This is a genomic window from Sphingomonas sp. LM7, from assembly GCF_002002925.1.
GTDB lineage: Bacteria > Pseudomonadota > Alphaproteobacteria > Sphingomonadales > Sphingomonadaceae > Sphingomonas.
The window spans coordinates 676,004-697,173 of sequence record NZ_CP019511.1; the positions used below are offsets into that span (position 1 = coordinate 676,004).

Sequence of the window (21,170 nt, forward strand, 5' to 3'; positions counted from 1 at the left end):
CGGGAGCCGGCATTCTCCCAAGGAAGCCATCGTCATGAAGTCCAGCAAACTGCTTCTCGCAGCGGCGGCGCTCGCCATCGCCACGGCGCTGCCCGCCGCCGCGCAGGAGCTTGCGCCCTATCAGCAGTTCACTCTCGCCAACGGACTGCGCGTGGTGGTGCACGAGGACCATAATACCCCCAAGGTGGCGGTGTCGGTCTGGTATCACGTCGGCTCGATGAACGAGCCGCAAGGCAAGTCCGGCTTCGCGCATCTGTTCGAGCATCTGATGTTCAATGGCTCCGAGCATCACGATAAGGAATATATGCCGCCGCTCCAGGAAGTCGGCGTGTCGGGAGTCAACGGCGCGACCGCGCTCGATCAGACCTGGTATTACGAGATCGTCCCGACCGGCGGGCTCGAACGGGTGCTGTGGCTCGAATCCGATCGCATGGGCTATCTGCTCGGCGCGGTGACTCAGGCCAAGCTCGACGAGCAGCGCGCGGTCGTCCAGAACGAGAAGCGCACGCGCGAGAACCAGCCTTATGCGTTGATGGACGAGCGCGCGGGCGCGGGCGTCTTCCCGCCGGGCCATCCCTATCACCATTCGACGATCGGCTCGATGGAGGACCTCAACGCCGCCTCGCTGGAAGACGTGAAGTCGTGGTTCCGCGAATATTATGGCGCGTCGAACGCCGTGGTCACGCTCTCGGGCGACGTCACCGTCGCGCAGGCCAAAGCGCTGATGGAGAAGTATTTCGGCGGCATCCCCGCGGGGCCGCCGACCGGGCGGGTGACCGCATGGGTGCCCGTGCTCGATCGCGACAAGAGCGAAGTGATGCAGGAAGCGGTGCCGCAGACCGCCATCGCATGGAACTGGCCCGTTCCCGGCCGCGGCACGGCGGAAGCGCCGGCGTTGCGGATGGCAGCGCAGGTGCTCGGCCGCGGCAAGACCTCGCGGCTCTATCAGGCGCTCGTCCACGACCAGCAGATCGCGACTTCGGCTTCGGCGAGCTATGGCGCCTTTGCGATCGCGGGGACCTTCTCGGTCGATGTGCGGCTCAAGCCCGATGTCGATCGCGCTAAGGCCGAGGCGGCGGTGAAGGCCGTGCTCGCCGAATTCTTCGCCAAGGGGCCGACCGAAGCCGAGCTCAAGCGTACGCGCACGACTTCCTATGCCGATACCGCGCGGTCGATGGAGTCGATCTACGTCAAGGCGATGGCGCTGTCGGACGGCGCACTGTTCGCCAACAATCCGGGGCAATATCAGGTCGAGGAGCAGAGGTTCGCGGCAGTCACGGCGCAAGAAGTTCGCACCGCAGTCGGCGGCTGGCTGACCAAGCCGTCGTACCGGCTGACCGTGCTTCCGTATGGCAGCCACAGTGTCGTCGCCGACACCGCCGACCGCACCAAGCTGCCGCCGCTCGGGCCTTCGCCCGAACTCAAGCTGCCGGCGCTGCGCGAGGCGAAGCTTTCGAACGGCATCCGCGTCGTCCTGTCCGAGCGACCGGGCACGCCCACGGTCGAACTCGCAATGGTGTTCGACGCGGGCCAGGCCGCCGAACAGCATATGAAGCGCGGGCTGCAGGGCTTCACGCTCGGCATGATGGACGAAGGCACCATCAAACTCAGCGCACAGGCCTTTGCCGAGCAGCAGGCAGTGCTCGGCGCCCGGATCTGGGCACATAGCGATGCCGATACCGCCGACTTCGCACTTTCGGCGCTGCCCCGCGCGCTGCCCGAGACGGTGGCCTTGTGGGCCGACTATATCCGCAACCCCGGCTTCCGGGCCGAGGATCTCGAGCGCGACCGCGCGATGCACCTCTCGGGGTTGTCGCAGTCGCTGGTCGATCCCAGCGACATCGCCCAGCGCACCTTCGGTAACCTGCTCTACGGTGCCGACCACGCCTATGGCGTAGCGCTCGCCGGGCGCGAGGAGACGATCAAGGCGCTCAGCCGCGAGGATCTGACGGCGTTTCACGAAAGCTGGATCCGGCCTGACAACGCCGTGATCTACGCCTCGGGCAACACCGACATGGCCGCGCTGACCACCACGCTGGAAAAGGCGTTCGGCGACTGGAAGGCGCCGGCCCGCGCCAAGGGCGTCAAGACGCTCGACGCCGTTGCCGGGCAGGCCGCGCCGCGCATCGTGTTGGTCGACAGGCCTGGCGCGATCCAGTCGGTAATCCGCGTCGGCCAGATCATGCCGTCGGGGCTCGACTCGAAGGATTTCGAGCTTGGCGCGATGAACGACGTGCTCGGCGGCAACTTCACTGCGCGGCTCAACATGAACCTGCGCGAAGGCAAGGGCTGGACCTATGGTGCCAACAGCTACATCGCCGACGCGCGCGGGCCCCAGGCGTTCGGGATCGCCACCAGCATCCAGACCGACAAGACCGCCGAGGCGCTGAGCGAGATCGACAAGGAAGTCCGCGGGATCAACAAGACGCGCCCCGCGACGCAGGCCGAACTCGACTTGCTCGCCAAGGGGCAGGTGCTGGCGCTGCCGGGCCAGTTCGAGACCAACCAGGCGATGGTCGGCTATCTCCAGTACGTGAACCGCTTTGGCCGGCCATATGACTACATCACCACGCTGCCGAAGCGGTATCAGGCGCTGACTCCCGCGACGATCACCACCACCGCGACGATGCTCAAGCCCGACGCACTGACCTGGGTGATCGTCGGCGACCTTGCCAAGGTCGAGGCGAAGATCCGCGCGCTCAACCTGGGCCCGGTCGAAGTCTGGGACGCGGAAGGCCGCAAGCTGCGCTGAGCGAACGGCCGGTGTCCGGTTTCGTACCGACACCGGCCTGTTCTTGAAACTACGCGACCGGACCAGCGTTGGCGCTTCGAACCTTCGGAGAGCCCCCCATGACGACCTTTGTCCCGTATTCGCCCGCCGTGGAACAGGTCGAGCCCGAGGAAGCGGAGACGATCCGCGAACTGGAAGCCGCGATCCGCGAAATCCAGGATACCACCGCCGCCGATTACGGCAGCACTATCCGCGGCGTGCACGCCAAGGGGCATGGGCTGCTCAAGGCCAGCCTGAGCGTGGCCGAGGGATTGCCGCCCGAGCTGGCGCAGGGACTGTTCGCCGAGCCGCGGCGCTATGACGCGGTGCTGCGCTTCTCGACGGCGCCCGGCGATATCCTCGACGACAGCGTCAGCTCGCCGCGCGGTCTGGCGCTCAAGGTCCTCGACGTGTCGGGCGAGCGGCTCGCGGGGACGCCGGCCAGCGACGGCCAAGACTTCGTGCTGGTCAACGGCCCGGCCTTTGGCAACCCGACTCCGGCCAAGTTCCTGCCCGGCCTCAAGCTGCTCGCCAAGACCACCGACAAGGCCGATGGCGCCAAGGCGGTGTTCTCGGGCGTGATGCAGACGGTGGAAGGCGCGCTGGAGAGCGTCGGCATCAAGAGCCCGCTGATCGCCACGCTGGGCGGCGCGCCCAATACGCATCCGCTGGGCGACATCTATTTCAGCCAGGTGCCGTTCCGCTTCGGCGATTATATCGCCAAATTCTCGGTGGCGCCGGTCTCGCCCTGGCTCACCGATTTGAAGGGGGACAAGGTCAATGCGCATGACCGGCCCGAGGCTTTGCGCGAAGTGATCCGCGAGACGATCGCCACGCAGGGCGGCGAATGGGAGCTGCGCGTCCAGCTCTGCACCGATCTGGAGAAGATGCCGATCGAGGACGCATCGGTGATCTGGGACGAGGCGGAGAGCCCGTTCCGTGCCGTAGCGCGGATCACGGTCGATCCGCAGATCAGCTGGCAGCACGGCACGTCCGAGCGCGAGGAGGCCGATCTCGCCTTCAGCCCCTGGCACGGGCTCGCCGCGTTCCAGCCGCTCGGCGGAGTCAATCGCGCGCGCAAGCCGGTCTATGAACAGTCGCAGGCGTTTCGCGGCTGCCCCGTCCACGCTGCCGCATCGCGGCCCGCATGACCGTCCCGGTCTCGCTCAAGATCAACGGGCGCCCGGTCCAGCGCACGATCGAGCCGTGGGTGACCCTGCTCGATTTGCTGCGCGAGCAGGAGGGGCTGACCGGCACCAAGAAGGGCTGCGACCACGGCCAGTGCGGCGCGTGCACCGTTCTGATCGACGGCAAGCGCATCAACAGCTGCCTGACCCTCGCGGTAACGCGCGAAGGCGCCGAAATCGTCACAATCGAAGGCCTCGCGCAGGGCGACACTCTACACCCCCTCCAACAAGCCTTCATCAACCACGACGCGTTCCAGTGCGGCTATTGCACGCCGGGGCAGATCTGCTCGGCGCAGGGGCTGATCAACGAGGGCCGCGCCGTGACACGCGACGATGTGCGCGAACTGATGAGCGGCAATCTGTGCCGTTGCGGCGCCTATACAAACATCGCCGACGCGATCCTCGACGTGCTGGAGGATGCGCGATGAACCGCTTCGACTATGTCCGCGCGGCCAGCGTGGCGGACGCAGTGCAGGCATTCGCGCCCGACTCGCGCTACCTCGCTGGCGGCACCAACCTGATCGACTTGATGAAGGAAAATGTCGAACGGCCCGGGCGGGTGATCGACATCAACCAGCTGCCGCTGGGGGCTATCGAGGAACTGGCGGAAGGCGGGCTGCGGCTGGGCGCTTTGGTGAGCAATGCCGACACCGCCTATGACGAGCGGATCGAGCGGCGCTATCCGTTGCTCAGCTCCGCGATCCTTGCCGGTGCCAGCCCGCAGCTGCGCAACGCCGCGACCAACGGCGGCAATCCGAACCAGCGCACCCGCTGCTATTATTTCTACGACACCGCCACGCCGTGCAACAAGCGCGCGCCGGGCTCCGGCTGCGGCGCGATCAGCGGGGTGAACCGTATCCACGCGATCCTCGGCGCCAGCGACCAGTGCATCGCGACGCATCCTTCCGACATGTGCGTTGCGCTCGCCGCGCTGGATGCCGACGTGCGGGTCGCGGGTCCGCAAGGCGAGCGTGTGATATCCTTTGCCGACTATCATCGGCTGCCCGGCGACGAACCGTGGCGCGACAACAACCTCCAGCCCGGCGAACTGGTGACCGGCATCGACTTGCCGGCCGAGGGCTTTGCCGAGCATTACAGCTATCTCAAGCTGCGCGACCGGCTGTCCTATGCGTTTGCGCTGGTCTCGGTCGCGGCGGCGTTGCGCTTCGAGGACGGGCGGATCGCCGAAGCGCGGATCGCGCTGGGCGGGGTGGCGCACAAGCCGTGGCGGAAGCCCGAGGCCGAGGGGCTGCTGGTCGGGCAGGAGCCGTCGCACGGCGCGTTCCTGGCCGCGGCCGACATTTTGCTCGCCGGCGCGGTGGGACAGGGCGAGAATGACTTCAAGATTCCGCTTGCCCGAAAGGCGATCGTGCGGGCGCTGCGCCAGGCCGCGGACGCCACGCCCCAATCCCAGATCGACAAGCGAGTGGCATGACCATGGCGACCGACGGCAATGCGATAGCGATCGGCACGCCGCTGGCGCGCGTTGATGGTGTGCTCAAGGTCACCGGCAAGGCGCGCTATGCCGCCGAGCATCCGGCGCCTGGCCTGCTCTATGGCGTGGTCGTGTCGTCGGCGATTGCGAGGGGCCGCATTGTCGCGATCGACGAGGTGGCGGCACGCGCGGTGCCCGAGGTGGTGGAAGTGCTGACCCATCTGAACCGCCCGGACACGGCGTGGTTCGACCGCAGCTACAAGGACGATGTCGCCGCGCCGGGCTCGCCGTTCCGCGCGCTGTACGACGACGAAATCCTGTTCAGCGGCCAGCCGGTGGCGCTGGTGGTGGCGACCAGCTTCGAGGCGGCGCGCCACGCCGCCGCGCTGCTCGACATGCGCTACGAGGCGAGGCCGCACAACACCTCGCTCGAAGTCGCGCTGCCCGATCGTTTCATGCCGGCGAAGAAGCGCTCGGGCTTCATGCCGCCCAAGAACCGCGGCGATGCGCGAACTGCCTTTGCCGAGGCGGCGGTGAAGGTCTCAGGCGATTTCCATCACGGCGTGGAGCATCACAATCCGATGGAGCTGCACGCCTCGACCGTGATTTGGGAGGGCGACGGCAAGATCACGGTCTATGACAAGACCCAGGGATCGAAGAACGTCCAGGCCTATCTGGCTAGCGTATTCGGCTTTTCGGCGAAGGACGTGCGGGTGATGAACCCCTATGTCGGGGGCGCGTTCGGATCCGGGCTGCGGCCGCAATATTCGGTCTATCTGGCGACGATGGCGGCCAAGCTGCTCGAACGATCGGTGCGCGTGGTGCTGACCCGCCAGCAGCAGTTCACCATGACTTACCGCCCCGAATGCTTCCAGTCGATATCGCTGGGGGCGGACGCTGATGGTAAGCTGACGGCGATCGTCAACGACGCCACCACGGCAACATCGCGCTTCGAGAATTACATGGAGACGATCGTCAACTGGGGCATGATGAACTATGCCTGCGACAACGCCGAAGGCGTGTCCAACATCGCCGCGATCGACACCTACACGCCGGGCGACATGCGCGCGCCGGGCGCCGCGACGGGCATGACGCTGTTCGAAATGGCGATGGACGAGCTGGCCTATGCCGCGGGCGTCGATCCGCTCGAGCTTCGGCTGATCAACTATTCCGACAAGGATGCGATGAACGACACGCCGTTCACCAGCAAGGCGCTGCGCGAGGCCTATGCGGCAGGCGCGGAGGCATTCGGCTGGTCGAGGCGCACGCCCGAGCCGCGATCGATGCGCGACGGCAAGGAGCTGGTCGGCTGGGGCATGGCGACCGGGATGTGGGACGCGTTCTTTATCAAGACCAGCGCCAGCGCGCGGCTGGGCGCGAACGGGCATCTGGAGGTTTCCAGCGCGACGTCGGACATCGGCACGGGCACCTATACGGTGATGACTCAAATCGCCGCGGGCGTGCTTGGTCTGTCGGTCGAGCAGATCACTGCCAGGCTCGGCGATTCCGACCTGCCGGCGGCGCCGGTCGAGGGCGGATCCTGGGGTGCGGCATCCACCGGCGCAGCGGTCCAGCTTGCCTGCGAGGCGATCGCCGACAAGCTGGTCAAGGCAGCGGGCAAGATCGACGGCAGGCCGCTTGGCGATGCGGCGTTCGAAGACCTGCTGTTCGAACAAGGCGCGATGCGGCGGAAGGATGGGGCAGGGCGTGCCGTATCCTTTGTGGAGGCGATGGCGGCCGCGGGACTATCCTCGATCGAAGTCGAGGAGACCGCGGGGCCCGGCATCGGCGGGATGATCAGCATGATGAGCAAGTCGCGCAACACCCACAGCGCGATCTTCGCCGAAGTAAAGATCGACGAGGAACTCAGCGTCATCCGGGTCACGCGCGTCGTCAATGCCGTCGCCGCCGGGCGGATCATCAATCCGCGCACCGCGCGCAGCCAGATACTGGGCGGCGTGGTGATGGGGATCAGCGCCGCGTTGCACGAAGAGACCAAGGCGGATCACCGCCTCGGCCGCTTCATGAACCACAGCTTCGCCGAATATCATGTGCCGGTGAATGCCGACATCCACGACATCGAAGTGATCTTCGTCGACGAACCCGATCCCGAAGTAAGCCCGCTCGGCGTGAAGGGGTTGGGCGAGATCGGCATCGTCGCGACGGCGGCGGCGGTGGCGAACGCGATCCACCACGCCACCGGCAAGCGGCTGCGCAGCCTGCCGATCACGATGGACCAGTTGCTGGATTAAGGTCCGAAGCCGTGGCTGGTCGAGGGGAGGGCCAACGCAGCGTGAAGCGTTACGGGCCAAAGGTCACACCAGGGTCACACCGTCGCACATGTTTCAACGGCGGCGTGGCCCCGCGGAAAATCGCAGAGGTCAGCCGGACGCGGGTTTGTGTTTCCGGCTAGATCGACACCGGCAAAAAGCGAGGGCCAAGGCTCCGGGCGTCGATCCCAGCGGGCGAAATCCTAAATTTCAAGCGGTTTGTCAGGCTGCAGCCGAAGTCCCCAGCCACCGATCCGACCCCGCACTTCGCGAGCGATGTCTTTGCGGAGATGCCCCCTCCCTCGCCTTCGGCGTCATCTCCCCCGCTACGCGAGCGAGGAACTAGAAGTCGCCCGGTCCGACATTCAGATTTTCCAATTCCTCCCTCGCTATGCAGGGAGCGGGAGGTGGCAGGCGCAGCCTGACGGAGGGGGCTTTGGCCGTGAGCAACACGCCTGTGGCTACGCCGCTGCTCCCTGAACTGCCACTTCGATGGAAACCGCAGTGTCGATACGCCGTAGCGCTGGCATAGGGCACGGCCATGGCTTAAGCGATGTCACCCGACCTTCCTTTCGAGTTCTCCCCGATGGCCCTGGTGAAGAAGTCCACGCTCGGATCCCGAGCGAAGAATGCGCAGGCCGAGACGCCGGCGCCAAAGGCGCCGGCGGCGCCCAGGCGTCCGGCTGCCGCCGCCAGGCGCCCGGCGAATGCACTCGATCGTATCGATCAGGCGACGCAGGAACTCGCCAGCGGCATCGGCCAGGCCGCCGCCGCGGCGGGCGAATTGCAGCGATCGATGGACCAGATTTCGAGCGGCGCCGAGGAAGCCGCGGGCGCGTCGCAGGAATCGCTGGGACTGATCGGCGCACTCAACGTCAATTTCCGCGAAGCGCGCGAACGGGCCGAGAGCGCACGCCGCCAGACCGACATGGTGCAGGGCGCCTTTGTGGAAGTGGGCGCGCAGATCGACGGATCGGTGGTCGCGATCGAGCTCAACGCCCAGCGCCAGCTCGCGACGGTGGCGGTCATCGCCTCGCTCGAGGAAGTCGCCGCCAGCATCGGCGAGATTGGGCAGAGCGTCGCCGACGTTTCCGACCAGACCAGCCTGCTCGCGCTCAATGCGACGATCGAGGCGGCGCGCGCCGGCGAGGCGGGCACCGGCTTTGCCGTGGTGGCCGACGAGGTCCGTGCGCTGGCCGAAAGCTCCGAGGCGAGCGCAGGCGACATCCAACAGCTCGCCGCCACCGTCGCCGCCGACGTCCAGCGGATCGCCGAGCGTATACGCGCCGCCGCCGAACTGGCGACGAGCGAGGCCGGGCTCGGGCGCAATGTCGTCGCCGATCTCAGGGCAGCGCGCGAGGATCTGGTGGTGCTAGGGTCAGGTGCGCACGAAATCGTCACTGCCTCGGGCGAGGCCGAGACCGCCGCGCGCGAAGCCGAGAAGGGCGCCGAGCAAGTCGCCAGCGCAGCGGAGGAACAGTCCGCCGCCGCCGCCGAGGCACAGCAGGCGATCGAGCAGCAGAGTGCTTCGCTGGAGGAAAGCCAGCAGACCGCCGAAGCGCTGGGTTCGATGATTCAGGACCTGCGCGAGGATGCGTCGAACCAGGACGCGATCGAGCAGGTCGCGGCCGCCGCCGAGGAATTGTCGGCGACTGTGCAGGAAATGTCGGGAGCGTCGGTGCAGATCCAGGTCGCGCTGGAGCAGATTGCGCGCGGCACCCAGATCCAGGCCGCGGCGACGATGCAGGCCAATACCGCGATGGGCCAGATCGAGAAATCAGCCGAGCTTTCGCAGGCGCGTGCCGCCACTGCCGCAGAGCGGATCGGTGCGATCGTGACCAGCGTGGACGGGAACCGCGACACGGTCGATCGGCTGGCGAGCGGTGTCGAGGCGGCGCTGGCCGAAGTGCGCGACGTCATCGGGCTGCTCTCCATTCTGGGCGAGACCGGGCGGCGGATCGAGAAGATCACCGACAGCCTGGCGCTGGTATCGGTGCAGACCAGTATGCTCGCGGTGAGCGGATCCGTGGAAGCCACGCGCGCGGGCGAGGCCGGTCGCGGCTTCGCGACGGTGGCGGCCGATATCCGCAAGCTCTCGCGTGACGCTTCGCTCAGCGCCGAGCGCGCCAGCGACATCGTCCGCAAGATGCTCGACCAGGTCGGGCTGGTGCGCCGCGACTTGGAGCAGGTCACCGGCGCTGCCGAAGTCGAGATCGGCCGTAATCGCGCCGTGGTCGAGCGCTTTACTGCGATCACCGGCGAGCTGGACGCAGCACAGGCGGCCAATGCCGCGATCCTCGCAGGCTCCGAAGACGTACTGCGATCGGTGCGCGAAGTGCGCAGCGGCACCAATCAGATCGCCGAAGCCTCCGAGATCGCCACCGTTGCGGTGCGCGAGGCGGGCGCCGCGGCGCGCCAGCAGGCGCAGGGTGCCGAAGCGCTTGCCGCCGCGATCGAGGAGATCGCATCGATTGCGACTGCGCTCGCCGGCGCGGCCGCCTGACATGGCGGGTGCCGCCCCCGGCGACCGGTTGCTGACGCTGGGCGTGGACGGCCAGCGCTTCGCCGTGCCTTCGGGGATCGTGCGCGAAGTGGCGCGGCTGCCGCGGCTGGCGCGCGTGCCGCATGCGCCCGCCGCGCTGATGGGGCTGGCCAACATCCGCGGCGCGGTGGTCCCGGTGCTGTCGCTGGCGACTCTGGTCGAGCGGCACTCCACCGGCGAGCGCCGCGTGGTGATCGTCAACGATGGCGAAGTCGTCGGCTTGGCAGTCGATGACGTATCGCAGATGATCGGCGCCGACGAAGCGGCCGAAGCGTCGGTGCGGACGCTCGATATCGCCGCGCTGATCGCGAAGTTTAGCCCCAACGGTGGCGAACGCCGCACCCGCGGTGCAGGGCTGGTCGAAGCGCAGGACGCCGAACTGCGTGCCGACACGGTGCCGCTGGTGATTTTCGCGATCGGCAGCCAGGAATTCGCGCTGCCGATCGGCGTGGTCGAGGAAGTGCTGCGCCTGCCCGAGGATATCGCACGCATGCCGCGCGCCGATGCGGCGGTGGTGGGCAGCACTGCGCTGCGTGGTGCGCTGCTGCCGTTGCTGTCGTTGCGCGCGCTGCTGGCGCTGCCCGGTGCCGACGATGCCGCGCGCGGCCGGATGCTGGTGGTGCGGATCGGCGCGAACCGCGTCGGACTGGTCGTCGATGCGATGCGCTCGATCCTGCGCGTGCCCGAGGGCGATATCGATGCGGTGCCGCAGGTGCTGGCGCGTGGCGGCGCTGAAGCCCGGATCCAGGCGATCTGCCGGCTGGAGGGCGGCAAGCGGCTGGTGTCGGTGCTTGCCGCCGACCAGTTGCTGCGTGATGACATCACCGCGCGGTTGTTTCAGGGCGCCGGAGAGCAGCAGGACATGGGCGAAGCCGCATCCACGCAGAAATTCGAGCAGTTCCTGCTGTTCCGGATCGGCGAGGAGGAATTCGGCCTGCCGATCGGCGCCGTCGAGGAAGTCGCGCTGCTTCCCGCCAAACTCACCCGGCTGCCCCGGGCACCCGCCTTCGTCCAGGGCGTGATGAACCTGCGCGGGCAGGTGATCCCGGTAATCGACCAGGCCCAGCGCTTCGGCGCGGGCGCCGCATCGGGCCGCAAACGCCGCGCCGTGATCGTCCGCATCGGCGATCTCAGCGCCGGATTCGTCGTCGATTCGGTATCGGACGTGCTGCAGATCGAGGCGAGCGCGCTGCGCCCGGCGCCCGATCTTGGCAATGAAGAGACGCGCGTGTTCGATCGCGTCGCCAATCTCGCCGGGGAGGAGCGGATCGTGCTGATCGTCTCCCCGCGCGAATTGCTCGATCGCGCCGAACAGGACCTGCTGCGGAGCATCGCCGGGGAAGGCGCCACGCCCGCACCGTGATCAAGCTCCTCGTCGTCGACGATTCCCCGCTGATGCGGCGGCTGCTTACCGAGATCTTCAGCGCCGCCGGCGATTTCGAAGTCGCAGTGGCGCGCACCGGTGCCGAGGCGCTCGACCTGTTGACCGCCTTCGCGCCAGACGTGGTGACGCTCGACATCCATATGCCCGGCATGGATGGCCTCGCCTGTCTCGACCAGATCATGCTGATCCGGCCGTGCCCGGTAGTGATGGTCTCCTCGCTCACTGCCGAGGGCGCCGACGAGACGCTGGAGGCGATGGCGCTTGGCGCAGTCGACTTCATCGCCAAGCCGCGCGGGGCGGTGTCGCTCGAAATCGACGCGCTGGCGCCGGAGCTTGTCGACAAGGTCCGCCAGGCGGCGAGCGCGCGCATCTCGCGCGCGACGCGGTTGCGCGAGCGCGTCCGTGCGCGGACCGGCGGTGCGATGGCCAGGCCCGTCCCGCGGCCCCGTGCAGCGCAGAGGATCAGCGTGCCCAGGGGGCCGCTGCCGGCCGATGGGCTGGTGCTGGTCGGCTGCTCGACCGGCGGCCCGCCTGCGCTAGATGCGCTGCTCGGCCGGCTCGCCGCCGACTTTCCCTGGCCGATCGTCGTCGCGCAGCACATGCCGGCGAGCTTCACCGGCCCGCTCGCCCGCCGGCTCGACCGGCTCTGCGCGCTGGGCGTCAGCGAAGTCGTCAAGGCGACGCCGCTCCACCCGGGCCAGGTCTATATCGCCCGCGGCGACGCCGACATCCTCATCACGCGCCGCGCCGGCTTGCTCACCGCGATCGCCGCGCCGAGCGACCCCGAGCTTTATTGGCACCCCAGTGTCGACCGGCTCGTTTCGAGCGCGATGGCGCAGGTCGCACCCGAAAGCCTTGTCGGTGTGTTGATGACCGGCATGGGCGCGGACGGAGCGAGGGCGATGACAGAATTAAGGACCCGGGGCGGGCATACCATCGCCGAATCGGTCGATACCGCCGTGGTCTGGGGCATGCCGGGCGCGCTGGTCGCGGCCGACGGCGCCTCCGTCGTCGCACCGCTGGACCGCATCGCTGGCGAACTGATGGCACTCTTCAAGGCGTGAGTGCGCCGCATCCGACCCTTTCCCAGGACGAGATGCAGCGGGTCGCCGACCTTCTCTATCGCTGGACGGGCATGATCTTCGGCGCCAGCAAGCGCTATTACATCGAGCGCCGCATCGGCGATCGCATAGCGAAGACCGGCATGGCCGATGCGCGCAGCTATCTCGCGCTGGCCGCGAGCAATCCCACGGAACGCGAGGCACTGACCAACGCCTTCACGATCAATGAAACCTATTTCTATCGCGAAAGCCACCAGCTCACGGCGCTGAGCCGCCAGATACTGCCTGAAATAATCCGCGCCAAACGACCCGGCGATCTCGTGCGAATCTGGTCGATGCCGTGCTCGACCGGCGAGGAAGCCTATTCGATCGCGCTCTGGCTGCTCGAAAACTGGCCGCTGGTCGACGCATATAATGTCGAGGTCGTCGGGTCGGACATCGATACCCAGGCGCTCGATCAGGCGCGCGAGGGACGCTATGCCGCGCGGGCGCTGGCGAAATTGCCGCCCGGGGTGATCGAGAGCTATTTCGAGGCGGAGCGCGGGCATCGCCGCAAAATCATCGACGATCTGCGCGAATCGGTGCGCTTCACGCCCGCCAACATCGTCGATCGCGCGACACTGGCCGGGATGGGCAAGTTCGACGTGATCCTGTGCCGCAACCTGCTGATCTATTTCGACGATGCCTCGCGCGTCCAGGCCGCCGCGAATCTCTATGAAAGCCTCAATCCGGGCGGCTTCCTCTGCCTTGGCCACAGCGAGTCGATGACGCGGATCAGCGACCAGTTCGTCATGGCTCGCCTTGAAGATGCAATCGTCTATCGTAGGCCGTGATGGACGAGCTGCTCGAGCAATTCCTGATCGAAGGGCGCGACCTGATCGCGCAGGGAGCGTCCGACTTCGCCCGCCTTGCGCGCGATCCCGGCGATGCTGCGGCGGTCGACAGCGCCTTTCGCGCGATCCACACGCTCAAGGGTTCGGTTGGCATCTTCCCGATGGGGCCGGCGGAACGCGTGCTCCACGCCGCCGAGGACGTGCTCGAACGGGCGCGCAAGGGCCGCGGCGCGCTTGATGCCGCCGCCGTTACCGGGCTGGTCGCTTGTCTCGACGCCGTGGACCGCTGGGTCGATCAGATCGAAGGCGGTGCGCTGGCGCCCGACGCGGAGCGGCTTGCCGCTGAAGTAATCGCGCAACTCCCCGGCCATGCCGAGGCATCGGCCGCGCCGGTATCGGGCGAGGTGCCGGACTGGCTTGCGGGTCTAGCCGAGCGCGAATGGCCGGCGATCGACGCGGCGGCAGGGCCGCTGACGGCCTTCCGCTACACGCCTGACGCCGATTGCTTCTTCCGTGGCGAGGACCCGCTGGCGATAGTGGCGGAAGTCCCCGAACTGGTCGCGCTGGCGATCCTCCCCGCGAGCGGGGCATGGCCTGCCCAAGACGTCATCGAGCCCTTTGCATGTGTTTCGGTGCTAGAGGGCCTCAGCGCAGCCCCCGCCGACGCCGTGCGCGCCACGTTCCGGATGATGCCCGATCAGGTCGTGCTGCACCGGCTCGATCCCGCAGCACGGCCCGAAGCCGGATTGGCGGAGACCGCTGCCCGCGCGACCGCAGTGCTGCGCGTTGATGCCGCGCGTGTCGATGCGCTGGCGGATGGGCTCGGCGAACTGGTCGTCGCGGTCAACGCTTTCGCCCCGCTTGCCGAACAGGCCGACAAGGTGGACCGCGCGCTCGCCGCCACTATCCGCACGGTACAGGCCAATATCGAGCGCGTCGCAGGCGACCTCCACCGCGGCGTCAGCGCCGTGCGGCAGGTCCCGCTCGCGGCAACGCTGCGGCGTTTGCCGCGCATGGCGCGGGAGATCGCGGGGGGGCTGGGTAAGGGTGTAGATTTCGACGTCTCGGGCGAGGGGCTGGAAGTCGACAAACAGATCGCCGACGGGCTGTTCGAGCCGCTGCTTCATCTCATCCGTAACGCGATCGACCATGGAATCGAAACGCCGGCGGCGCGCGAAGCCGCGGGCAAGCCGGCGCAGGGCAGCGTCCGGCTGGCGGCGCGGCGCGACGGGGACGCGATCCTCGTCACGCTGGAAGACGACGGCGCCGGGATCGACGCCGCGCGTATCCGCGCCGCGGCAGTATCGCGCGGCCTGATCGGCGAAGAGGCGGCGTCGCAACTCACCGACACGGCGGCGCTCCGGCTGATCTTCGCGCCGGGCTTCTCGACGGCAAGCGAAGTCACCGAAGTTTCGGGCCGGGGCGTCGGCATGGACGCGGTACAGGCGTCGGTGGAGCGGCTGCGCGGTACGATCGACATTACCAGCGAGCCGGGCAGGGGCACGCGCTTTCGCCTGCGCCTTCCCGCCAACGCGCTCACCACCCGGCTGCTGGTCGTAGAGGTAGGCAGCGACCGCTACGGCGTCGCGCTCGACCAGATCGTCGAGACGGTTCGTATCGACAGCAACGCGCTGATGCCGGTGGGCGGCGGCGCGGCCTGTGTGCTGCGCGGACGTACGGTTCCGGTGCTGAGCCTCGCCGCGTTGCTTGGGGGCGCCGACGCACCCTCGCCGACTGCCAAATTGCTCGTCACTCGATCGGGTGGCGAGCGGGTGGCGCTCAAGGTGGACGGCTTCGCCGAGCGAATTGATACGCTGGTCCGCCCGTCGAGCGGTATCCTGGCCGGCGTGCCCGGAGTCACCGGATCAACCCTGCTCGGCGACGGCGGCGTGCTGCTCGTCCTCGACTTGCCGGCGCTGGCGGCATGAGCGTGCACGTTGAGGACGACGTAATCCACCTCGCCGGCCGTTGCCAGGCCGAGGATGCCGAGACGCTGCTCGTCGCGCTTCAGGAAGGTCCCGACCGTATCGTCGATCTGGCGGAAGTGCAGCGCATGCATCTCGCCGTCGCGCAGGTTCTTCTCGGGGCGCGGCCCGCGATCCGCGGCAACCCGGCCAATGCGTTTCTGGCGCGTCATTTCGTTAACCTGCTGCAATGACAAAGCAGTGGGCGGCGGCTATGCTTGCCCATGCTGACCTCGCCGGAAAGCGCATAAGGCTGGAAACGGCCCTCTCGGAGACGCGAATGCCCGTTACTGTTCTGATCGTCGATGACAGCAAGCTCGCGCGGATCGTCGCGGGCAAGGCCTTGGCTGCGCTCCAGCCCGAATGGCAAAAGGTCGAGGCGAGCAGCGCCGCGGAAGCGCTGGAAGTGATCGCTGCGCGCGACGTCGATCTTGCGCTGATCGATTTCAACATGACCGAGAAGGACGGGCTGGAACTCGCGAGCGAACTGCGCGCTCTGCGTCCCGACATGCCGATCGCCATCATCACTGCCAATATCCAGGACGAGATCGTCGCGCGTGCGCGCGAAATCGGCGCCGCGTTCGTCGCCAAGCCGGTCACGGCCGACAGCCTGGAGGGCTTTCTCTCGGGTGCGGCGCTCCGCTTGCGATCGAACAAGGCATGATCCCGGAGAGCGTGGCGCTCGGCGAGCTCGAGCGCGATGCCCTGACCGAGATCGTCAATATCGGCGTCAGCCGCGCCGCGTCGAGCCTGCGCAAGATGATCGGCGATCATGTGACGCTGTCGGTCCCGTCGATCGATGTGGTGAGCCAGCGCCGCGCCGCGCGCCTGATCAGCGAACGCGAAGTCGCCGAGCTGGTCGCCGTCCGCCAGGACTTCTCCGGCCCGTTCTCGGGCCGCGCGCTGCTCATCTTCCCGGAGAGCAACAGCCTCGAGCTGGTCCGCGCCGTGACCGGCGATACGCTCAGCGCGCAGGAAGTCGTCGACATGGAACATGAGGCGTTGACCGAGACCGGCAACGTCATCCTCAATTCCTGTCTCGCCACCATGGCCAACATGCTCAAGCGCTCGCTGATCATGACCATCCCGGAAGTGCTGCGCGGCAATGGCGCGCTGCTGTTCGAGATCGATGAGAGCAGCGAAGTCGAGGGGCTGGTGCTGTTCCTCTATATCGACTTCGCGGTGCGCAAGCGCGACATCCGCGGCTATATCGCAATGATAATGGACATCCCTTCGCTCGAAGTGCTCAAGGAACTGCTCGACGAATTCATCGCCCGCATCGTGGGAACCGATGGCTGAGCATAGCGACGAAGCCAGCCGGACGCGCTCGATCCTCGCCGCCGCGGGAACCAGCGGAACCTGGGACTGGGACGTCGCCGAGGACCGTCTGCACGTCGATGCGCGCTTCGCCGAGCTGTACGGCCTCGACTCCGAAGCGGCGCTGGCCGGCGTTTCCACCGAAACCTTCTTCAAGGCGATCCATCCCGCCGATCGCGCGCGGATGCGGATCGCAGTCGCCGGTATCCTGGGCGGCGCCGAGCTGTTCTCCAAGGAATTCCGGATCATCGATCCCGACGGCGCCATTTTGTGGATGCACGGTCGCGGGCAAAGCCATTTCGACGCCGACGACATGCCGGTGCGTTTCACCGGGTTGCTGGTCGATGTCACCGAACGCAAGCGCACCGAGGAGCGGCTGCGCATCGCCCAGTCGGCGGGCGGCATCGGCACGTTCGAATATGTCGACGGCTTCGCAACTGTCACTGTCTCCAGCGAATTCTGCCAGCTGCTCGGCCTGCATCCGGCATCGGCGCTGCCGGTGCGGACGATCAACAATGTGGTGCAGGCAGACCATCCGCCGCTGATCCCGCAGCCGGGCCACGGGGCTATACCCGAGACGCTGGAAGGCGTTTTCTGCATCACGCGCAGCGACGACGGCAGCGGCCGCTGGGTCGCGCGCCGCGGCGAGATCCTGCGCGAAGGCGCCGGCTACCGGCTGGTCGGCGTGATCTACGACGTCACCGAATCCAAGCAGCAGGAGGCCCGGCTCCGCGAGCTCAACGACACGCTGGAGACGCGCGTCGAGCAGGAAGTCGCCGAGCGGCGCGAAGCCGAAGAGGCGCTTCGCCAGGCGCAGAAGATGGAAGCGGTGGGCCAGCTTACCGGCGGCATCGCGCATGATTTCAACAATCTGCTCACCGTGATCATCGGCAATGTCGATACCGTGCTGCGCCGCTTCGAATCCGGGGCCGATCCGCGCGCACGGCGATCGCTGGAGAGTGCGCTGAAGGGAGCCGAGCGCGCGGCTTCGCTCACCCAGCGCCTTCTCGCCTTTTCGCGCCGCCAGCCGCTTGAACCCAAGACGATCGACGTCGCGCGGCTGCTCGCCGGAATGTCGGACCTGCTGACGCGCTCGATCTCCGAATCGATCGCGATTCAGATCGTAACCGAGACAAATCTGTGGCGCGTCGAAGCCGATCCCCACCAGCTTGAGAATGTAATACTGAACCTCGCCGTAAACGCCCGCGACGCCATGCCCGCGGGAGGTGGCCTGACGATCGACGCACGCAATGTCGAGGTTGGGGAAGAGGCCGCGCGTGATGGCGCGCTGCCTGGCGACTATGTCGCGATTTCAGTCTCCGACAGCGGCATCGGCATGTCGCCCGAGACGGTTGCCAAGGTATTCGACCCGTTCTTCACGACCAAGGAAGTGGGCAAGGGAACCGGGCTTGGCCTCTCGATGGTCTATGGCTTCGTCAAGCAATCGGGCGGGCATGTGACGATCGATTCGACCGAGGGGGAGGGCACGACGGTGCGGCTGTTCCTCGAACGCAAGCTCGACAATGGCCAGGTCGAGACTGCTGCAGAAGGGACAGCTGCCGAAATGGGCAGCGCGTCGGAAACCGTGCTGGTGGTCGAGGACGACGACGAGGTTCGCGCTTACACCGTCGGGATCCTGCGCGAACTCGGCTATCGCGTGGTCGAGGCGCATGACGGGGTCTCGGCGATCCGATTGCTCGAACGCGAGGATTTTTCGGTCGATCTGCTGTTGAGCGACGTCGTGATGCCCAGGATGTCCGGCCAGGAACTTGCCGACAAGGCGCGTGCGATGCAACCCGATCTCAAGGTGCTGTTCGCGTCGGGCTATACCCGCGACACGATCATGCGCGACGGCCGGCTGGAAGCGGGAGTCGATCTGATCTCGAAGCCCTTCACCTTCGTCGCGCTGGCGGCAAAGGTTCGGGATGTGCTGGACCGCCAGGCGTAGCGACGCAGGTCAATCGGGCAGAGCGTAGGCGATCACCGCATCGCCGACCGGGGTCTCCATGAAGTGATGTCCGCCGGCCATGATCACCAGATACTGCTTGCCGGCGACTTCATAGACCATCGGCGTCGCCTGTCCGCCGGCGGGTAGCGCGTCCTGCCAGATCGTCGCGCCGGTGCGCAGGTCGATCGCGCGGATCAGGTCGTCGGTGGCCGCGGCGATGAACACCACGCCGCCTGCCGTCAACACTGCGCCGCCATTGTTGGGCGTGCCGATGTTGACCGGCAGCATCGACGGGATGTTCCACGGGCCGTTACGGCGCGCGGTGCCGAACGGGCGATCCCAGATCGTCCGGCCGGTGCGCATGTCGATCGCGCGGATGCCGCCATAGGGCGGGCGCTTGCACAGCAGCCCGGTGAGCGGCAGCCGCCACCCGGCATTGACGGAGATCGCATAAGGCGAACCCGCCTGCGGATCGAGCTTGCCGTGGCCGCCCTCGTTCATGTCGCCACCGCGCGGGTCGCCGCGCGCGAAGGCGCCACGCTTGTCGGCCTCGGCGCGGGGGATCAGCCGGTTATAGTTGGGCATGTCGTTGTAATTGGCGACGATCACGCCGCGTACCGGATCGATCGCGAGGCCGCCCCAATCGGTGCCGCCATTATAGCCGGGATATTCGATGAAGCGCTTGTCGGCGGTGGGCGGGGTGTAGGGGCCGCGATATTCGGCGCGGCGGAACTGGATGCGGCAGATCATCTGGTCGATCGGCGACATCCCCCACATGTCCCGCTCGGTCAGTTGGTCCTTGGCCAGCGTGTGGTAACTGGAGAAGGGCTGAGTCGGGCTGCGCTGCCCGGGCTCGACGCCGGTGCGGGGCACGGCCCGCTCCTGCACCGGGAACAGCGGCTGGCCGGTGCGGCGGTCCAGAACGTAGATGTCGCCCTGCTTGCTCGGCAGGACCAGCGCGGGGACGGTGCCGCCGCCCGAGGGGAAGTCGATCAAGGTCGCCTGCGCGCCGAGATCATAGTCCCACACATCGTTGCGCACCGTCTGGAAGCGCCAGCGCGGCCGTCCGGTGTTCACGTCGATCGCGACCAGTGAGGTCGAAAAGGCCTTTTCCGGCGCGCTGCGGCTGCCGCTCCAATAATCGACCGCCGAGTTGCCCATCGGCAGATAGACCAGGCCGAGCGCTTCGTCGCCGCTCGCGGTGGTCCACATGTTCGGCGTGCCGCGGGCATATTGCTGGCCGGCGGGCGGATCGCCGGTCCATGTCGGATTGACCATGTCCCATGCCCAACGCTTGGCGCCGGTGACGACATCATAGCCCTGGATCACGCCCGAAGGCGCGGTGCGGTTCTGGCCGTCGAGCACCTGGTGCCCGGTGACGATCACGCCCTGGACGATCGTGGGTGGCGAGGTCATCGAGACCATGCCGGGGAAGACTTCGCCCATGCCGCGCTTGATATCGACCTGGCCATTGGTGCCGAAGCCGGGGCAGGGGCGGCCGGTACGCGCGTCGACGGCGATGATGCGGGCGTCGAGCGTGCCTTCGACGATCCGGGTGGCGCATTCGCTGTCCGCCGCCGCGCCGGCGACGGCATGATAGGCGACGCCGCGGCAGGCGGCAGTGTAGGGGATCCAGGCGTCGGGCACCTGCGGATCGTAGCGCCAGCGCTGCTTGCCGGTGGCGGGATCGAGCGCAATCAGGATGTTCTTGGCCGAGCAGAGATAGAGCGTGTCGCCGACCTTGAGCGGCGTCGTCTCGGCGCCGTATTTGTTGTCCTTCATGTCCTTGGGCAAGTCGCCGGTATTGTAGAGCCAGACGCGCTTGAGCTTGCCGACATTGTCCGGGGTGATCTGGGCGAGCGGCGAGTAACGCTGCGCCGCATAGCTGCCGCCATAGGCCGGCCAGTCGGTGCCCGGGCGCAGCGGCGAGGGATCGGCGACGCTCGACGCGATCACTCCGGGCAATGCGCCGATCGCCGGCTGGTTGATCCGGGAGATTGCGAAGCCGCCGATGACCAGCAGCAACACCACCGTTGCGGAAGCGCCGAGCGCGGTCCGCCACTGCCAGCGCGACAAGGTGGGCAGGAGCAGCAGGACGAGGATCAGCAGCACGCTGGGGCCGACGACGCGCGGGATCAGCGCCCAGCCGTCGAGCCCGGCCTCCCACAGCGCCCAGATCATGGTGAGCGCCCACACGCCGATATAGATCCATGCGCCGAGCGGACGGCCGCGCACCAGCAGCACGCCCGAGCCGACAAGCGCGAGCCCGGCAAGCAGGTAGTAGACCGAGCCGCCGATGACCGCGAGCCAGACGCCGCCGATCGCGAGCACCGCGCCGATCAGCGCGAGCAGCCCGCCGACCAGCATCGCCGGGAGCGGGTGCCTGCGGGTTTGGCCGATGATCGCGTCTGGCATGGGGATCCCCTTGTTTGACAGGGGAACCGACCCGGGTTCCAATC

At 67.4% G+C, this 21,170-nt stretch carries 15 protein-coding genes; 14 read left to right on the top strand and 1 reads right to left on the bottom strand.

The features are described from left to right. Positions 1-34: 34 nt before the first annotated feature. The 14 genes from BXU08_RS03195 to BXU08_RS03260 all read left to right on the top strand — a co-directional run bounded on the left by BXU08_RS03195 (position 35) and on the right by BXU08_RS03260 (position 18,711). A complete protein-coding gene (locus BXU08_RS03195) occupies positions 35-2,752 on the top strand; it encodes a pitrilysin family protein (protein WP_077508728.1) in 2,718 nt (905 codons plus the stop codon). 98 nt (positions 2,753-2,850) lie between these two features. After that, positions 2,851-3,921: a catalase family protein gene (locus BXU08_RS03200; protein WP_077508730.1), complete on the top strand. Its 1,071-nt coding sequence runs from the start codon at positions 2,851-2,853 to the stop codon at positions 3,919-3,921. Beyond that, the gene (locus BXU08_RS03205) at positions 3,918-4,385 is read left to right on the top strand and encodes a (2Fe-2S)-binding protein (protein WP_077508732.1); all 468 of its coding nucleotides are present in this window, start codon (positions 3,918-3,920) and stop codon (positions 4,383-4,385) included. The genes BXU08_RS03200 and BXU08_RS03205 overlap by 4 nt, the downstream gene beginning before the upstream one ends. Then, positions 4,382-5,392, top strand: coding sequence for a xanthine dehydrogenase family protein subunit M (locus BXU08_RS03210; protein WP_077508734.1), 1,011 nt, complete (start codon positions 4,382-4,384; stop codon positions 5,390-5,392). Before BXU08_RS03205 ends, BXU08_RS03210 begins: the two co-directional genes overlap by 4 nt. After that, a complete protein-coding gene (locus BXU08_RS03215; RefSeq protein WP_253190491.1) occupies positions 5,389-7,644 on the top strand; it encodes a xanthine dehydrogenase family protein molybdopterin-binding subunit in 2,256 nt (751 codons plus the stop codon). The genes BXU08_RS03210 and BXU08_RS03215 overlap by 4 nt, the downstream gene beginning before the upstream one ends. 604 nt (positions 7,645-8,248) lie before the next feature. Continuing rightward, positions 8,249-10,165 (top strand): methyl-accepting chemotaxis protein, encoded by a 1,917-nt coding sequence (locus tag BXU08_RS03220; protein ID WP_077508738.1) that lies wholly within the window; start codon positions 8,249-8,251, stop codon positions 10,163-10,165. Beyond that, positions 10,134-11,567: a chemotaxis protein CheW gene (locus tag BXU08_RS03225; protein ID WP_253190492.1), complete on the top strand. Its 1,434-nt coding sequence runs from the start codon at positions 10,134-10,136 to the stop codon at positions 11,565-11,567. The genes BXU08_RS03220 and BXU08_RS03225 overlap by 32 nt, the downstream gene beginning before the upstream one ends. After that, entirely contained in the window at positions 11,564-12,652 is a 1,089-nt protein-coding gene (gene cheB, locus BXU08_RS03230; RefSeq protein ID WP_077508742.1) for a chemotaxis-specific protein-glutamate methyltransferase CheB, read from the top strand. The genes BXU08_RS03225 and cheB overlap by 4 nt, the downstream gene beginning before the upstream one ends. Before the next feature lie 32 nt (positions 12,653-12,684). Beyond that, positions 12,685-13,482: a protein-glutamate O-methyltransferase CheR gene (locus BXU08_RS03235; RefSeq protein WP_077508744.1), complete on the top strand. Its 798-nt coding sequence runs from the start codon at positions 12,685-12,687 to the stop codon at positions 13,480-13,482. Continuing rightward, positions 13,482-15,410, top strand: a complete 1,929-nt coding sequence (locus BXU08_RS03240; protein WP_077508746.1) for a chemotaxis protein CheA — start codon at positions 13,482-13,484, stop codon at positions 15,408-15,410. The genes BXU08_RS03235 and BXU08_RS03240 overlap by 1 nt, the downstream gene beginning before the upstream one ends. Next, positions 15,407-15,640 (top strand): hypothetical protein, encoded by a 234-nt coding sequence (locus BXU08_RS03245; RefSeq protein ID WP_077508748.1) that lies wholly within the window; start codon positions 15,407-15,409, stop codon positions 15,638-15,640. The genes BXU08_RS03240 and BXU08_RS03245 overlap by 4 nt, the downstream gene beginning before the upstream one ends. Before the next feature lie 86 nt (positions 15,641-15,726). Then, positions 15,727-16,110 carry a response regulator transcription factor gene (locus BXU08_RS03250; RefSeq protein ID WP_077508750.1) on the top strand — a complete coding sequence of 128 codons (384 nt, stop codon included), beginning with the start codon at positions 15,727-15,729 and terminating at the stop codon, positions 16,108-16,110. Further along, positions 16,107-16,745, top strand: a complete 639-nt coding sequence (locus BXU08_RS03255; RefSeq protein WP_077508752.1) for a chemotaxis protein CheX — start codon at positions 16,107-16,109, stop codon at positions 16,743-16,745. The genes BXU08_RS03250 and BXU08_RS03255 overlap by 4 nt, the downstream gene beginning before the upstream one ends. After that, positions 16,738-18,711, top strand: a complete 1,974-nt coding sequence (locus BXU08_RS03260; RefSeq protein WP_077508754.1) for a PAS domain-containing hybrid sensor histidine kinase/response regulator — start codon at positions 16,738-16,740, stop codon at positions 18,709-18,711. The genes BXU08_RS03255 and BXU08_RS03260 overlap by 8 nt, the downstream gene beginning before the upstream one ends. A 9-nt stretch (positions 18,712-18,720) precedes the next feature. Here BXU08_RS03260 and BXU08_RS03265 read toward each other — a convergent pair whose 3' ends face one another. Further along, entirely contained in the window at positions 18,721-21,126 is a 2,406-nt protein-coding gene (locus tag BXU08_RS03265) for a membrane-bound PQQ-dependent dehydrogenase, glucose/quinate/shikimate family (protein ID WP_077508756.1), read from the bottom strand. Between the last annotated feature and the right edge of the window lie 44 nt (positions 21,127-21,170).

Excerpts from the sequence above, each read along its gene's own strand:
- BXU08_RS03205 (WP_077508732.1), top strand. The coding sequence starts at position 3,918 with ATGACCGTCCCGGTCTCGCTCAAGATCAACGGGCGCCCGGTCCAGCGC.
- BXU08_RS03210 (WP_077508734.1), top strand. The coding sequence starts at position 4,382 with ATGAACCGCTTCGACTATGTCCGCGCGGCCAGCGTGGCGGACGCAGTG.
- BXU08_RS03235 (WP_077508744.1), top strand. The coding sequence starts at position 12,685 with ATGCAGCGGGTCGCCGACCTTCTCTATCGCTGGACGGGCATGATCTTC.
- BXU08_RS03215 (WP_253190491.1), top strand. The coding sequence starts at position 5,389 with ATGACCATGGCGACCGACGGCAATGCGATAGCGATCGGCACGCCGCTG.
- BXU08_RS03265 (WP_077508756.1), bottom strand. The coding sequence starts at position 21,126 with ATGCCAGACGCGATCATCGGCCAAACCCGCAGGCACCCGCTCCCGGCG.
- BXU08_RS03260 (WP_077508754.1), top strand. The coding sequence starts at position 16,738 with ATGGCTGAGCATAGCGACGAAGCCAGCCGGACGCGCTCGATCCTCGCC.
- BXU08_RS03200 (WP_077508730.1), top strand. The coding sequence starts at position 2,851 with ATGACGACCTTTGTCCCGTATTCGCCCGCCGTGGAACAGGTCGAGCCC.
- BXU08_RS03245 (WP_077508748.1), top strand. The coding sequence starts at position 15,407 with ATGAGCGTGCACGTTGAGGACGACGTAATCCACCTCGCCGGCCGTTGC.
- BXU08_RS03255 (WP_077508752.1), top strand. The coding sequence starts at position 16,107 with ATGATCCCGGAGAGCGTGGCGCTCGGCGAGCTCGAGCGCGATGCCCTG.
- BXU08_RS03195 (WP_077508728.1), top strand. The coding sequence starts at position 35 with ATGAAGTCCAGCAAACTGCTTCTCGCAGCGGCGGCGCTCGCCATCGCC.
- BXU08_RS03220 (WP_077508738.1), top strand. The coding sequence starts at position 8,249 with ATGGCCCTGGTGAAGAAGTCCACGCTCGGATCCCGAGCGAAGAATGCG.
- BXU08_RS03250 (WP_077508750.1), top strand. The coding sequence starts at position 15,727 with ATGCCCGTTACTGTTCTGATCGTCGATGACAGCAAGCTCGCGCGGATC.
- BXU08_RS03240 (WP_077508746.1), top strand. The coding sequence starts at position 13,482 with ATGGACGAGCTGCTCGAGCAATTCCTGATCGAAGGGCGCGACCTGATC.